This is a genomic window from Chelatococcus asaccharovorans (assembly GCF_003201475.1).
GTDB lineage: Bacteria > Pseudomonadota > Alphaproteobacteria > Rhizobiales > Beijerinckiaceae > Chelatococcus > Chelatococcus asaccharovorans.
Genome location: NZ_QJJK01000001.1, coordinates 132264 through 145561, shown reverse-complemented (window position 1 = coordinate 145561; position 13298 = coordinate 132264). Strand labels below are relative to the sequence as shown.

Below are 13298 nucleotides of genomic sequence, written 5' to 3'. Positions count from 1 at the left end.
ATTCCAGCGGAGCCCATCCATGTCACCCTTCACTCTCGATCCCCCCCGCCACGCCCTCGTCACCGGCGCCGGCCGCGGCCTCGGCCGGGCGATGGCCCTGGCTCTCGCCGACCTCGGTTGTCCGGTGACGGTGAACTATCTGAGGAACAGGGAGGCCGCCGAGGCCGTGGTGGGCGAGATCGTCCGCCGCGGCGGCGCGGCGGTTGCTCTCGCGGCCGACGTCGCCGACCCCCAGCAGGCGGCCGCACTGGTTACAGCCGCGCGCGCGGCGCTCGGGCCGGTAGGCATCCTCGTCAACAATGCCGGCATCGGCAATGCGCGCCCGGTGTTCGAGAACACCGTCGAGGATTTCGACGCCACCTTCGCGGCCAATGTCCGCTCGGCCTTCATCGTGACCCAGGAGGTCCTTCCCGACATGCGGGAGATGGAGTTTGGGCGGCTGGTCTTCCTGTCTTCCATCGCCGCCGTGAACGGCGGGGTGATCTCGACCCCCTATGCCGCCTCGAAGGCTGCGCTCGTCGGCATGATGCACCACTATGCGGCAAGTCTGATGCGCTGGAAGATCACCGCCAACGCCCTCGCTCCTGCTTTTATCGAGACCGACATGCTGGCCGGCGTTCCGCTGCCCCCGCCCGAGAGCATGCCGCTCGGGCGCATGGGCCGGCCGGAGGAGGTGGGCACCCTGTGCCAGGCCATCGTCTCCTGCGGCTTCATGACCGGCCAGACGCTGCATGTGAGCGCCGGCCGCTACATGACGTGAGGCGTACCGAACGACGGGCGCCGTCCGCAAGCGCCGCGATTCTAGTGGTTCTGCTCCGACATTTGCATCCGCCTGATACGGGCCTTGGAGCCAATGTCGAAGTCAAGAGAACCACTAGCAAGTTATTGGTTCTCGTGGAGCTTTTGAATTTGACATGTGATCCGGAGCTTGATGTCGGGCGGGACTCACATGTCAAATTCGCTCCATTAGGCGGGCGCGGCCTGGACGCTCGCCGCCTTGCGCCGGCGCATGGCGGCGAGCACCACGTCGATGCCCGACTGGATGTGCGTCCTCAATGCGTCGGTTGCGCGGATTGTGTCGCGTGCCAGGGCCGCATCCATGATCTCCTTGTGCTCTTCCTGGGCTTTGGGAAGCAGGTCCGGATAGCGCACGAAATGACGCCGGTAGCGCTCGGAGCGTGCATAGGCGATCTGGAGGAAACGCAGCAGCAGCGGCGATCCGCACGCCGATTCGAGGGCGCGGTGGAAGGCTGCGTTGAGTTTCTCCCATTCCTCGAAATGCGCCTGAGGATCATCGATGACGCGCTTCATGAGGAACTGCATCTTGTGGAAGGCCGCGACGATAGACGCCTCCCAATCGCTGTCGCCTTTCTCGATGGCCATTTCGAGCGCCCATACGCTCAGGCGCGTCCGCACCATGGCGATGTCGAGCAGATCCTCCTCCGTGACTTGCGGCACGTAAAATCCGCGCTGGCCGTGCATGCCGACGAGACCCTCCGAGGCGAGCCGCAGCAACGCCTCGCGGATGGGACTGGTGCCGAGCTGCAGGTCCTCGCGCAGGTCGTCCGGCTTCAGCTTGAGGCCCGGCGGAAGGCGCCCGGAAACGATGCGGTGAGCGATGAGCTCATAGGCGCGCTCTCCCATGGTGAGCTTTTCGGACACAGGACGCGGCTCCCTCTGACGCAGAGATAGCTGAGATAGCAATTCGATAAATCTATTGCAAACTAGCAAAATCGACATTATTTGTAAATTATTAAATAGTTTGCAAAAATTGACTCACGCTGAGGGAGGACGCCCATGAGCGAGACCCATGCCCCGACAACCGCCGCCGACACGGTCAAGGTCTTCGGCCATCATATCAACGGGTGTTCGGTGCCCTCCGCTTCTGGGCGCCTCATCGACGTGCACGCGCCGGCGACCGGCGAAGTGATCGCCCGCGTCGCCGACGGCGGCCTGCAGGAGGTGCAGCAGGCGGTCGCGGCCGCGCGCACCGCCCTTACGAGCCCGGAGTGGGCCGTCATGAGCCCGCGCGAGCGCGGCAAGCTCGTCATCCATCTCGCCGAGCTCATGGAGCGGAACCTCGAGGAACTGTTCCATCTGGAGACGTTGAACAACGGCCGCCCGCTGCGCGAGACGCGCTCGCAGATCTCCCGCGCGCCGGACCTGTTCCGCTACAACGCCGCCCTCGCCATCGCGAGGCGGGACGATGTGATTCCGGTCGAGGGTCCCTACTTCACCTTCACCAAGCGGCTTCCCATCGGGGTGGTGGCGAACATCTCGCCCTTCAACCATCCACTCCTGATCGCCTGCCGCAACATCGCGCCGACGCTTGCATCCGGCTGCACCACGGTGGTCAAGCCGTCCGAATACACCCCGCTCACGGTGCTGCGGCTCGCTGAAATCTTCGAGGCCGGCGGGCTGCCGCCCGGCGTCCTCAACGTCGTCACGGGCTATGGCGCTACGGCCGGCAAGGCGCTGGTCGAGAACCCGGGCATCAACAAGCTCGTCCTCACCGGTGGCACCGAATCCGGCCGGCTTGCCGGGGCCGCGGCTGCGAGCAACTTCGCGCACCAGACCCTGGAGCTGGGCGGCAAGACGCCGGTGCTCGTGTTCGGCGACTACGACGTGGACCGGGCGGTGGATCTCGCCTTGTTCGGAGCCTTCGTCGGGGCGGGGCAGACCTGCGTATGCGCCGCCCGCCATATCGTCCACCGCTCCATCTATGCGCCCTTCGTGGAGAAGCTCGCGGCGCGGGCGGATGCGCTCAGGGTTGGCGATCCGTTCGACCCCGCCACCCAGGTCGGCCCCGTCATCTCGGAGAAGCAGCGCCAGCGGGTGCTCCGTTTCGTCGAGGCCGGCAAGGCGGAGGGCGCGCGCCTCGTCGCCGGCGGTGTCGTGCCCGACGATCCGGCGCTGGCCGGCGGATTCTTTGTGCGCCCGACGGTCTTCGCCGACGTCACCAACCAGATGCAGATCGCGCGGGAGGAGGTGTTCGGGCCCTTCACCGTCGTGATCCCCTTCGATACGGAGGATGAGGCCATCGAGATCGCCAACGACACGCCCTACGGCCTCGGCGCGGCGATCCGCACCAACGACATCACCCGTGCGCTGCGGTTCGTCGACCAGATCGACGCCGGCATCGTCTGGATCAACGACCACCATCGCATCGATCCCGCCTCGCCCTGGGGCGGGGTGAAGCTCTCGGGCACCGGCCGGGAATATGGCGAGGAGGCGTTCAACGCCTATTTCACCACCAAGGCTGTGATGGTCCGCACCAGCGACGAGCGGTTCGACTGGTTTGCCGACGCCGACGCCCCACAACGCCTGAACTGACGCGGGGGCGCGGGCGAACCTCGCCCTCCTCCTTCTGCACGGGCGGTTCCCGGCCCCTCGGCAGCGGGCCGCCCGTGCTGCGAAAACAGCACAGGGCAAGCCTAAAGCCAGGGGGAGGACATGGCTAGCCGAGCGGCCAGACGTCGGTCATCGAAGCGCGGCCGGCATCTCGGCGGCAAGCAGATCGATGGCGCGCCTCACGCGGAGCGCCATTTGCGGTCCCTTTGGCCAGAGCAGCATGATGTCATAGGTCGAGCGGTCGTCCTGCGGCAGGACTTCGACCAGTTCCCCGGCCTCGATCCGGCTCTTCACCAGCCACGATGGCAGCCGTGCCAGGCCGAAGCCAGCGGCCGCAGCGTCGGCCAGAGCGTCCAGATCGTCAAAACGCACGCGTCCGACGGAGCGAAGGATCTGGACTTGCTGCTGCCCGCCCGGAAGACCCCAGCCCCGTGCCGCGCCTGCACGACCGTAGAGAAGGAGTTCGTGCGCTTCGAGATCGCCATACGCTTCCGGCTTGCCGCGCCGGGCCAGGTAGGACGGCGCGCCGCAGATCTTCATAGACTGCCGGCCAATGCGGCGGCCGGCGATGCTGCTTGAATCGGTCGTCGGGCCGATCCGCACCGTCAGGTCGTAGCCCTCGTCGATGAGATCCACCGGCCGGTCGGCGAATGACATCGACACCTTGAGCTGAGGATAGGTGGCTGCGAGCCTGACGATGAGCGGCGCGATGACATGGCGGCCCAGGGTGAGGGGGGCCGAAACCCGCAGCGTTCCGCTCGGTTCGCGGCGGCCCGACGCCAGAGCATTGCGGGCAGCCTCGAGCTCGGACATGGCGCGGCGAGCATGATCGTAATAGAGCTGCCCGTCCTCCGTGAGGCTCTGGCTGCGGGTGGTCCGGTGGAAGAGCCGGACGGACATTTGCGTTTCCAACCGCGCCACGGCCTTGCCGACCGATGAGCGCGAGAGGTTGAGCCTTCGTCCGGCGCCGGAAAAGCTGCCGGCATCCACGCAGGCCAGAAAGATCGAGGTGAGGCCGAGAGAGTCCATAACCGCACTCGCATTGGTTCGATTATGGATACGATATGAGGCCGACTAAGAGCAACTGTAGCGCAAAATGCACGCTTACTGTCGGGTCGCCATCACGACAGGAGCACCAGATGAAGGCATGGATGATCGACGCTCTCGGCCGCCACCGGCTGCGTCTCGGCGACGTTGAGCAGCCCGAGCCGAGGCCGCGCGAAGTTCTCGTTCGCGTTGCGAACGTCTCTTTGAATTATCGCGACCTGCTCGTGCTCGAAGGGACAATGGGCAGCGGGCGCGCCTTTCCCTTCGTGCCGGGTTCCGACCTCGCCGGCACTGTCGTGGCGTGCGGAGAGGGCACGTCCCGCTTTCGCCCCGGCGACCGCGTCATGTCGACCTACGTCCCCGGCTGGATCGATGGTCGTCAATTGGGATCGGCGGCGAATCCAAACGGCATGACACTGGGCGGGCCGCTGCCGGGCGTGCTCGCGGAGTTTGTGTCCCTTCCCGAGGATTGGCTGGTCGGCGCGCCGGGGAGCCTGTCGGACGCCGAGGCGAGCACATTGCCGATCGCCGGTGTCACGGCCTGGTTCTCCCTCATCGAGGAAGGCGGCCTGCGCGCCGGCCAGACCGTACTGGTGCAGGGCACGGGCGGTGTCGCCCTGTTCGGCATCCAGATCGCGAAGGCGCACGGCGCCAGGGTGATCGTGACGTCGAGCGACGACGGCAAGCTGGCCCGGGCCAAGGCTCTCGGCGCCGATATCGGCATTCGCCGCGACGGAGATTGGGTGAAGGCTCTGATCGAGGCGACCGACGGCCACGGCGCCGACCATGTTCTCGAAATCGCCGGCGGCTCCAATCTCGGCAAGTCGGTGGAGGCCGCCGCTGTGGGCGGCCAGATCGCGGTGATCGGGATCATCGAGGGCCTCGATCTTGCCGCCCCCGCCTTTCCGCTCCTGCTCAAGCAGGTCGTGGTGCGCGGCATCTTCGTCGCGCCCCGTCGCGCCGCCGAAGATTTCGTGAGGGCGCTCGATGCCATCAACCTTAAGCCGGTGATCGACCGGCGCTACCCGCTGGCGGCGCTTCCGGAGGCGCTGGCCCATCTGGAGCGGGGGCCGTTCGGGAAAATCGTTATCGACGTCGCGGAGTGACCGTCATGTTTCTTATCCTGCTCAGCTACACGAAACCTCTCGACGAGGTGGACCTTTGGCTCGACGATCACAAGGCCTGGGTGAAGCAAGGCTTCGATGACGGCGTTTTCGTCCTGGCCGGAGGGCAGTCTCCGCGCGTCGGCGGCGTTGTCATTGCCATTGGAGAAACGCGCGAGCAGGTGGAAAGCCGCGCCGCACGGGATCCCTTCGTCCATAAAGGCGTCGCGGCGGCCCAGGTGATCGAGGTCCGGCCGTCGACGCTGGACGCGCGCCTCAAATTCCTGCACGCCGGCTGAATGCCGGCAACATGAAAGCCGGGCGCCCGCCTCGTCTTCGCTCGTCGCGGGCGCTCTCCTGTTACGGTATTACTTTGGCCTGCGCACCAGCATGACATAGTAAGTACAATCCATTTTCCCCGGATTGGAAAATGTGTACGGCGTCGTAATTTCGAAATGGATTGTATCTCCCGGGCCCAGAAGACGATCTTGGTCATTGAGATGGACGACCAGCTCACCTTCCTGGACGATGACGTACTTTTCCGTGGGGATGCTGTAGACGGGAAGCACGCCGGAGGACTGTCCGGCAGGTATCCGGTGCATCAGGATTTCGACGCCGTTGTCCGCATCGATCTGCGACAGCGCGTGCCGTTCGAACCCGCTCTCCGGATCGCGGAAGATCACGCGGTCTTTCATCCGGATGATCGAGACTTCCGACTTGTCCGGCTGAGAGCCGAGAAGGGACGAAAGGGTCAGGTTCAGGCCTGCGGCAAGGCGTACGAGAACCGAGAGCGTCGGTGATTTCTCCGACCGCTCCACCTTGGAGATCATCGCGCGGCTGACACCGGACCGCGCCGCGAATTCGTCGAGGGTCAGGCCAAGCTGCTTGCGTTGATTGCGGACTCTGACCCCGAGACTGGCAGCGACGGCATGCTTCTCGTGCTTGCCTTCGAGATCAGCGCTGCGCTGCTCCAGGGCCGCGCCGGCCGGTCCCGAGCCATCGGCAGATGTTGAGCCGGGGGTTGCGTCAAGTCTTGCGGGAAATTTCCTCGTCCGTTCGGCCATGGCGACTATCGGAGCCTCGCGCGATGGGCGTTCCGGGTCAGCTGCCACCGGGGGCGACACGGACCACTCACGATGGAGGGCAGTACCATGGACGCGTCGGCAATGGATAGCCTCGCCTGATTCCATACCGCTGGGCGCAAGCCTTCCACCGAGGCCCGGCATGAGGGCGCATCTCTATAAAATTCTTCTATCGAAGATTTTTCTTCCAAAGTAGATTCTCCTGTAGTAGAACCTTCATAAGCGATGCCGCCGTGACTGCCAACGGGCAGACGAGCATCCGACAACAATCGAAGCGGCGGGAGGCCGTTCCATGATGGCTGCGCAAGGCCGGGCACTGTCCCACCTGAAGGTGGTCGAAGCCGGCTCATTCATCGCAGGACCGTTCTGTGGCCAGATCCTCGGAGATCTCGGCGCTGACGTTATCAAGATCGAGCCGCCGCTCGCCGGCGATGCGATGCGCAAGTGGGGCGCCGTGAAGGCCTCGAATGGCCAGTCGCTCTGGTGGTCCGTCATTTCGCGGAACAAGCAGAGCCTGACGCTCGACCTGCGTCGGTCCGAAGGTCAGGCTGTCTTCCGCGACCTCGTGCGGACAGCCGACGTGCTCATCGAGAACTTCCGCCCGGGAGTGCTGGAGGACTGGGGCCTCGCACCCGAGATGCTCCGCCGGGACAATCCCGGATTGATCGTCGCCCGCGTGTCAGGCTTCGGTCAAACGGGGCCCCTGCGGAACAAGGCGGGCTTTGCCGCCGTAGCGGAGGCGGAGGCGGGCCTGAGAACCCTGACTGGCTTCCCCGACCGGCCGCCGGTCCGGGTGGGAATCTCGATCGGAGATTCTCTTGCCGGCCTCTATGCGGCCATCGGCATCCTGGCGGCGCTCGCCGTCCGGGATCGCATCGGCGGTTTCGGACAGGATGTGGACGTTGCCATCACCGAAAGCGTGCTGGGGGTGATGGAAAGCATCATCGCCGAGTACGCCGACAGCGGCGCCATCCGCCAGCGCGCGGGCATGGCACTTCCTGGCATTGCCCCGTCCAACCTCTACCCCACCGCTGACGGGACGTCGGTGATTATTGCCGCCAATGCGGATGGCCTTTTTCGATCCTTGTGCACGGCCATGGGGCGTCCCGACCTGGCGCAGGACCCGCGGTTCGCATCGCACATCGACCGAGGCCGTCATCAAGCCGAGATCGATGCGATCGTCGCACAATGGACCGCCGGTCACGTTCAATCGGACATCGTGGCTCTGATGGACCGCCATGGCATCCCTGCGGGCGTGGTGAACACCGCCGCTGAAGTTGCCCGGCATACGCATTTCCGCGACCGCAGCGCGATCATCGAGGTCGCCGATCCGGACATCGGCCCCGTGACCATGCAGGGCACCTTCCCCCGCCTCGGCCGCACACCCGGTGCCGTGCGGTGGACCGGGCCTCGGCTGGGAGAACATACGCGCGAAATCCTGGCCCGGCGCCTCGGCTACGGCGAAGAGGACATCGAAAACCTCCACGCAGGAGGCATCATATGAGCATCGCCCACACCATCCGCGTGGTCGAAGTGGGCCCCAGGGACGGGCTCCAGAATGAGGCGTCCATCGTTCCGGTGGCAGCCCGGATCGCGCTGATCCGGCTCCTGATCGACGCGGGCCTGAAGACGGTGGAGGCCGGAAGCTTCGTTTCGCCGCGATGGGTTCCCCAGATGGCGGGAACGGACCGTGTCCTCGCCGGTCTCGACCCGGATGGCGATGTGGCGCTCCCGGTTCTCGTGCCCAACCTCAAGGGGCTCGAGGCAGCGCGCGCCGCGGGGGCGGAAACGGTCGCGGTCTTTGCCGCCGCGACCGAAAGTTTCTCGAGGGCGAACCTGAACGCCGACCGGGCCACCGCCATGGGGCGATTCGCCGAGGTCATCGCCGCGGCGATGGCCGGTGGCGCGCGCGTCCGCGGCTACGTTTCATGCGCAGTGCATTGTCCCTACGAGGGATGGGTTGCTCCTGACGCCGCCGCAGATCTTGCCGCCCGGCTGGTCGAACTCGGCTGCTACGAGGTTTCGCTGTGCGACACAACCGGACAGGGCACACCCGAGCGCGCTGAGGCGATGATCTCTGCTGCGCTGGCGCGGGTTCCGGCCGCGCGCCTCGCTGTTCATTTCCACGACACCGGGGGCCGCGCGCTGGACAATACCGAACGGGCGATCGAGCAGGGGATCACCACGGTGGACAGCGCGATCGCCGGCCTTGGCGGGTGTCCCTATTCCCCCGGCGCGGCCGGAAACCTTGCCACGGAGAAACTCGTCGCCCGGCTGACGGCGCTGGGCTTCGACACCGGTATCGACCTCTCCGCCCTCGGTCGCGCCCGGGACTTCATACGTCGGGAACTGGGCCGCACGCACTGAACCCCACCCGCCGCCGCACCGCCGGTTGCACCACGATCGCATTGGATTTCACGATGGATATCAGGTCGAAACAGAAGGTCCTCCTCACCTCCGCCGGCTCCGCCGATGACGCGAACGAGGACGATGGCCTCCGGACCCTCGAAATGTTCATCAACGGCGCATGGTGCCGCTCCAGCGCCGGCCGCTGGTTTGAATCGAAGAACCCCTGCACGGGCGAAGCGTGGGCGCGCCTCCCGCGGGCGGATGCGAGCGACGTCGACCGCGCCGTTCAGGCTGCCGACAAGGCTTTCCGCACGGGTCCATGGTCCAAGATGATCGCCAGCGATCGCGGCCTGCTGTTGCATCGGCTCGGCGATCTGATCGCGGCCAATGCCACGCATCTCGCCGATCTCGAGGTCCGCGACAACGGCAAGCTGATGACCGAGATGTTGGGCCAGATGCGGTATCTGCCCCGCTGGTTCCAATACTATGGCGGCCTAGCCGACAAGATCGAGGGCCATGTCACCCCGATCGATAAGGCGGGGATGTTTCACTACGTCGCTTACGAGCCCGTCGGCGTGGTCGGCGCAATAACGCCGTGGAACTCCCCCCTCCTTCTCACGGCATGGAAGCTCGCGCCGGCGCTGGCAGCCGGCAACACTATCGTGGTGAAGCCCTCCGAGCACGCCACTGCCTCGATGCTCGGGCTTGCCCGCCTGTTTGACGAGGCCGGCTTCCCGCCAGGTGTGCTCAACGTCGTGACGGGCTTCGGAGACGAAGCCGGCCGGGCCGTGGTCGAGCATCCCCTGGTGCGCCGCATCGCCTTCACCGGCTCGGACCTGGGGGGGGCCAAGATATCGGAGGCTGCCGCCCGCCAGTTCAAGCGTGTGTCCCTCGAACTTGGGGGGAAATCCCCGCACATCGTCTTCGCCGATGCCGACATCGAGGCCGCCGTCAAGGGCGTGATCTCGGGAATTTTCGCCGCTGCGGGCCAGACATGCATGGCCGGATCGCGGGTGCTGCTGCACAGGTCGATCGCCGATGCCTTCATCGGCAAGCTGGTGGAGCGGATGAAGCAGGCCCGGATCGGCGACCCCAATCGCCCGGATACCGATGTCGGCCCCGTCGCAACCGAGCCCCAGCTTGAAAAGGTACTGAGCTATATCGAGATCGCCAAGGCAGAAGGTGCGACCTGCATTCTAGGCGGCAACCGCGTCACGACTGGCGACTGCGCGCGAGGCTGGTTCGTCGAGCCGACCATCTTCACCAACGTTCGGAACGATATGCGCATCGCGCGCGAGGAGGTCTTCGGACCTGTGCTTTGCGTGCTGACGTTCGAGACCGACGACGAAGCGGTTGCGATGGCCAACGACACCGACTACGGCCTCGCGGCGGGCTTCTGGACCACCAGCCTGGCGCGGGCACTCGAACTGCCCAAGCGCCTCCAGGCCGGGACGGTCTGGGTCAACGCCTACCGGGTCGTCAGCTATCTCGCCCCGTTCGGCGGCGTCAAGCACTCCGGAATCGGCCGGGAGAACGGCTCTGCGGCGATCATGGAATATCTGGAGCCAAAAAGCGTATTCCTGAACGGAATATCTTCAATCTCCAACCCATTTACCATGCAATAGGATTTAATAATCAAACTGAAAGAGGAAAAATACGTAAAGTTGCGGCCGACCAACAGAGCGCGACAGCGATTTACGCACTAATGTCTTTCCGGGGTAGCTGGGAGAGCGATCTGGTGCGGCGACGACAATAGCGCGGGCAGCGGATCGCAGGCGCTTTCGCAGGATACGACGTTACAGTCCCCGTTCTGCCTGTTCTACAGCTTTGCGGACTTGCAGGCCTCCATCGGCTTTTCGAAATACTTGAGTGGCACCGAGTATCTCGAAGAGCTCGCGACCGGCAACGCACTGAAAGGGACCAGGATCGGCTCGCGCTCTCGACATTCGTCGCTCCAACGGTCCAGGTGCTCGGCCTTATCCGGCGCGGCTTCAACACGTCCGGCGGCTTTCTTGATGACTTCACGGGCCACGTTCGCCTAACGCAGGAGTTCCAGGGCTTTTTCGAGCGAGGTGGACAGGTTCGCGTAAAGAAAAGCGTGGAATCAAAGATTGAGAGCATTACCGGCGAGCCGGAATTAAGCGGGAACGTGCCAAGACGCACGGGCGGATATCCAGCTCAATTTGCAGAAATACTTAAACCAGGGAGAAACGCGATGAGTATTCAGATTGGCGTCGATGTCGGGGGGACCTTCACCGATGCGGCCGTCGCCATCGACGGCGAGATCATCAGGGGCAAGGCCTATTCCACCAAGGACGTGACGAGCGGCATACTCAATGCCCTGCGCGTGGTGCAGGATCAAGTCGGCGCTACGGACGAAGCGGCCTTCTTCAAGGACGTGTCCAAGTTCGTACTTGGCAACACCATCGTCACCAATGCCGTCGACGAGCTGAAGTTCGCCCGCGTCGGCCTCCTGGTGACAGCCGGATTCCGCGACACGCTGCGCATCGCGCGATCGTCCCGCGGCCCGTCCCGCGACGCCCACCAGATCCGGCCGCGCTCCGACATCGTCGATCGCACCGATATCGTTGAGATCCGCGAGCGGATCGATGCCAAGGGCGAGGTCATCGTTCCGCTCGATCTGAACGATGTTCGTGCCAAGCTGGAACAGCTCGCTGCGAGCGGCGTGAAGGCGTTCGCGGTCTGCTTCCTCTGGGCATTCCGGAATATGGATCATGAAGCGCAGGTCGGAGAACTGATCCGCAAGGAATTCCCCCACATCCCCTTCACGCTTTCTTCGGAGATCGCGCCGGTCTACCGCGAGTACGAGAGAATGGTCACAACCGTTCTCGACGCGGCGGTAAAGCCCATCGTCGCCACCCACTTCAAGGAGCTGGTCGAGGCGCTCCGCAACCGGGGCCTGCGAACCAGCGTCAAGATCATGCAGGTCGACGGCGGGTTCGTCTCGGCGGAGGAGGCCAGCAAGGCGCCGATCAAGATGTTCAACTCCGGTCCGGCCGGAGGCGCGGAGGGCGCCCGCCGTCTCAGCCAGGCGCTGTCGGTCGACCGGCTCATCACCGCCGATATGGGGGGCACCAGTTTCGACGCCGCCGTGATCCTCGACGGTGAATATCGTGTTCTGCCACGGGCCGAGTTCGGCGAATTTCCCACCACGCTCACGGCGGTCGACATTGCATCGATCGGCGCCGGCGGCGGAAGCATCGCGTGGATCGACAGCCGCGGTCTGATGCGGGTCGGCCCGCACAGCGCCGGATCGGAGCCGGGGCCCGCATGCTACGGCCGGGGCGGCTCACGCCCGACCGTTACCGATGCTTCGGTCGTGCTTGGACTGCTCGACCCGGACTATTTCCTTGGCGGCGCGATCAAGCTCGACAAGGCGAGGGCGGTCGAAGCCATCAGGACCACGCTGTCCGGCCCTCTCGGTCTGAGCGATGAGCAGTCGGCCGCCGGCATTCATCGCCTGACCGTCCACCAGATGGCGAACGCGATCCGCACCATCACTATCAACCGGGGACACGATCCCCGCGATTTCACCATGGTCTCGTTCGGCGGCGCCTGCGGCCTGTTCGCGGCGGCGATCGCGCGGGAGTGTGATGTCTCCCGCGTCATTGTCCCGGTGACGGCCTCGGTGTTCTCCGCTTACGGGCTGCTGCACTCGAACTCGGTGTTCACGGTGGTGCAGACGACCCCGTTCTCGTTCTCCCAGAACCTCGAGAAGCTCGAGGAAGGCTTCGAGCGGCTGGAAGGGCTGGTGCAGGCCTGGTTCGACGAAGACGGCATTCCCACGGCGGACCGCGAGATCATCCGCGAAGCCGACATGAAGTTCGCCGGCCAGATCTTCGACGTGACCACTCGCATGCCCGCGGTCCGCCTCTCCGATGACAGGAAGGAGGACGTGCGCAAGCGGTTCGTCCAGGACTACGAAGCGGAGTTCGGCGTCGGCACGGCCTGGACCGAGTCGGATCTTCTCGTGACAAACTCCCGTCTCAAGGGCATCGGGCGCTTCGAGATTCCGAATGCGACCGTGCGCACCGGAGTCGACGGACTGGCGAAGACAGAGCCGTGGAGCACCCGACGCGTCACCGACCCGATGACCGGCGGCTCCTTCGAGGTGCAGGTCTTCCGCGGCCTCGCGATCGACCAGATGGAAAACGGGCCGCTCATCATCGAGGAGCCCGATACGACGATCTACGTGCCGGAGCGCGCCACCGTGCACAGGGACAACTCCGCGAACTACGTCATCGATCTTGCTTCGTCGTCCGGCAGCGCGGCGCAACACTAGTGGTTCGTTTCCAACATTTGCATCCCACTTGTATCGGCCCCGAGGGCAAATGTTGGAAACAGG

Annotated in this window: 12 protein-coding genes; 8 read left to right on the top strand and 4 right to left on the bottom strand. The window is 65.0% G+C overall.

Annotated elements, in window-relative coordinates; translation table 11 throughout:
- Window positions 1-19 precede the first annotated feature (19 nt).
- Window positions 20-760, top strand: a complete 741-nt coding sequence (locus tag C7450_RS00705; RefSeq protein WP_110372475.1) for an SDR family NAD(P)-dependent oxidoreductase — start codon at window positions 20-22, stop codon at window positions 758-760.
- A gap of 206 nt (window positions 761-966) precedes the next feature.
- On the opposite strand, the gene C7450_RS00700 is transcribed toward C7450_RS00705, so the two are convergent.
- A complete protein-coding gene (locus C7450_RS00700; protein ID WP_170146981.1) occupies window positions 967-1662 on the bottom strand; it encodes a GntR family transcriptional regulator in 696 nt (231 codons plus the stop codon).
- 135 nt (window positions 1663-1797) lie between these two features.
- Here C7450_RS00700 and C7450_RS00695 point away from each other — a divergent pair, with 135 nt between their 5' ends.
- Window positions 1798-3333: an aldehyde dehydrogenase gene (locus C7450_RS00695; RefSeq protein WP_110372473.1), complete on the top strand. Its 1536-nt coding sequence runs from the start codon at window positions 1798-1800 to the stop codon at window positions 3331-3333.
- Window positions 3334-3480: 147 nt separating this feature from the next.
- Here C7450_RS00695 and C7450_RS00690 read toward each other — a convergent pair whose 3' ends face one another.
- Window positions 3481-4380, bottom strand: coding sequence for a LysR substrate-binding domain-containing protein (locus tag C7450_RS00690; protein WP_110372472.1), 900 nt, complete (start codon window positions 4378-4380; stop codon window positions 3481-3483).
- 110 nt (window positions 4381-4490) lie between these two features.
- Between C7450_RS00690 and C7450_RS00685 the strand changes: the two genes are divergently transcribed.
- Both C7450_RS00685 and C7450_RS00680 read left to right on the top strand, forming a co-directional pair.
- Window positions 4491-5504: a zinc-dependent alcohol dehydrogenase family protein gene (locus C7450_RS00685; protein ID WP_110372471.1), complete on the top strand. Its 1014-nt coding sequence runs from the start codon at window positions 4491-4493 to the stop codon at window positions 5502-5504.
- 5 nt (window positions 5505-5509) lie between these two features.
- A complete protein-coding gene (locus C7450_RS00680; RefSeq protein ID WP_110372470.1) occupies window positions 5510-5800 on the top strand; it encodes a YciI family protein in 291 nt (96 codons plus the stop codon).
- Between the two features lie 69 nt (window positions 5801-5869).
- On the opposite strand, the gene C7450_RS00675 is transcribed toward C7450_RS00680, so the two are convergent.
- On the bottom strand, window positions 5870-6565 hold the full coding sequence (locus C7450_RS00675) for a helix-turn-helix domain-containing protein (RefSeq protein WP_170146980.1): 696 nt from the start codon (window positions 6563-6565) through the stop codon (window positions 5870-5872).
- 310 nt (window positions 6566-6875) lie between these two features.
- Between C7450_RS00675 and C7450_RS00670 the strand changes: the two genes are divergently transcribed.
- The 3 genes from C7450_RS00670 to C7450_RS00660 all read left to right on the top strand — a co-directional run bounded on the left by C7450_RS00670 (window position 6876) and on the right by C7450_RS00660 (window position 10557).
- Window positions 6876-8087: a CaiB/BaiF CoA transferase family protein gene (locus C7450_RS00670; RefSeq protein ID WP_210206331.1), complete on the top strand. Its 1212-nt coding sequence runs from the start codon at window positions 6876-6878 to the stop codon at window positions 8085-8087.
- Complete coding sequence (locus C7450_RS00665) at window positions 8084-8950, top strand: hydroxymethylglutaryl-CoA lyase (protein ID WP_110372468.1); 867 nt, start codon at window positions 8084-8086, stop codon at window positions 8948-8950. The genes C7450_RS00670 and C7450_RS00665 overlap by 4 nt, the downstream gene beginning before the upstream one ends.
- Before the next feature lie 143 nt (window positions 8951-9093).
- On the top strand, window positions 9094-10557 hold the full coding sequence (locus C7450_RS00660; RefSeq protein ID WP_110373185.1) for an aldehyde dehydrogenase: 1464 nt from the start codon (window positions 9094-9096) through the stop codon (window positions 10555-10557).
- Between the two features lie 194 nt (window positions 10558-10751).
- Here the strand turns inward: C7450_RS00660 and C7450_RS00655 are convergent, their stop codons facing one another.
- Window positions 10752-10964, bottom strand: coding sequence for a hypothetical protein (locus C7450_RS00655; RefSeq protein WP_110372467.1), 213 nt, complete (start codon window positions 10962-10964; stop codon window positions 10752-10754).
- Window positions 10965-11147: 183 nt separating this feature from the next.
- Here C7450_RS00655 and C7450_RS00650 point away from each other — a divergent pair, with 183 nt between their 5' ends.
- Window positions 11148-13235 carry a hydantoinase/oxoprolinase family protein gene (locus C7450_RS00650; RefSeq protein ID WP_110372466.1) on the top strand — a complete coding sequence of 696 codons (2088 nt, stop codon included), beginning with the start codon at window positions 11148-11150 and terminating at the stop codon, window positions 13233-13235.
- Window positions 13236-13298: the final 63 nt, after the last annotated feature.

What these genes read in the sequence shown, in the direction of transcription:
- C7450_RS00665 (WP_110372468.1), top strand. Translation starts at nt 8,084, where the DNA reads ATGAGCATCGCCCACACCATCCGCGTGGTCGAAGTGGGCCCCAGGGAC.
- C7450_RS00680 (WP_110372470.1), top strand. Translation starts at nt 5,510, where the DNA reads ATGTTTCTTATCCTGCTCAGCTACACGAAACCTCTCGACGAGGTGGAC.
- C7450_RS00670 (WP_210206331.1), top strand. Translation starts at nt 6,876, where the DNA reads ATGATGGCTGCGCAAGGCCGGGCACTGTCCCACCTGAAGGTGGTCGAA.
- C7450_RS00660 (WP_110373185.1), top strand. Translation starts at nt 9,094, where the DNA reads ATGTTCATCAACGGCGCATGGTGCCGCTCCAGCGCCGGCCGCTGGTTT.
- C7450_RS00685 (WP_110372471.1), top strand. Translation starts at nt 4,491, where the DNA reads ATGAAGGCATGGATGATCGACGCTCTCGGCCGCCACCGGCTGCGTCTC.
- C7450_RS00650 (WP_110372466.1), top strand. Translation starts at nt 11,148, where the DNA reads ATGAGTATTCAGATTGGCGTCGATGTCGGGGGGACCTTCACCGATGCG.
- C7450_RS00705 (WP_110372475.1), top strand. Translation starts at nt 20, where the DNA reads ATGTCACCCTTCACTCTCGATCCCCCCCGCCACGCCCTCGTCACCGGC.
- C7450_RS00675 (WP_170146980.1), bottom strand. Translation starts at nt 6,565, where the DNA reads ATGGCCGAACGGACGAGGAAATTTCCCGCAAGACTTGACGCAACCCCC.
- C7450_RS00695 (WP_110372473.1), top strand. Translation starts at nt 1,798, where the DNA reads ATGAGCGAGACCCATGCCCCGACAACCGCCGCCGACACGGTCAAGGTC.
- C7450_RS00690 (WP_110372472.1), bottom strand. Translation starts at nt 4,380, where the DNA reads ATGGACTCTCTCGGCCTCACCTCGATCTTTCTGGCCTGCGTGGATGCC.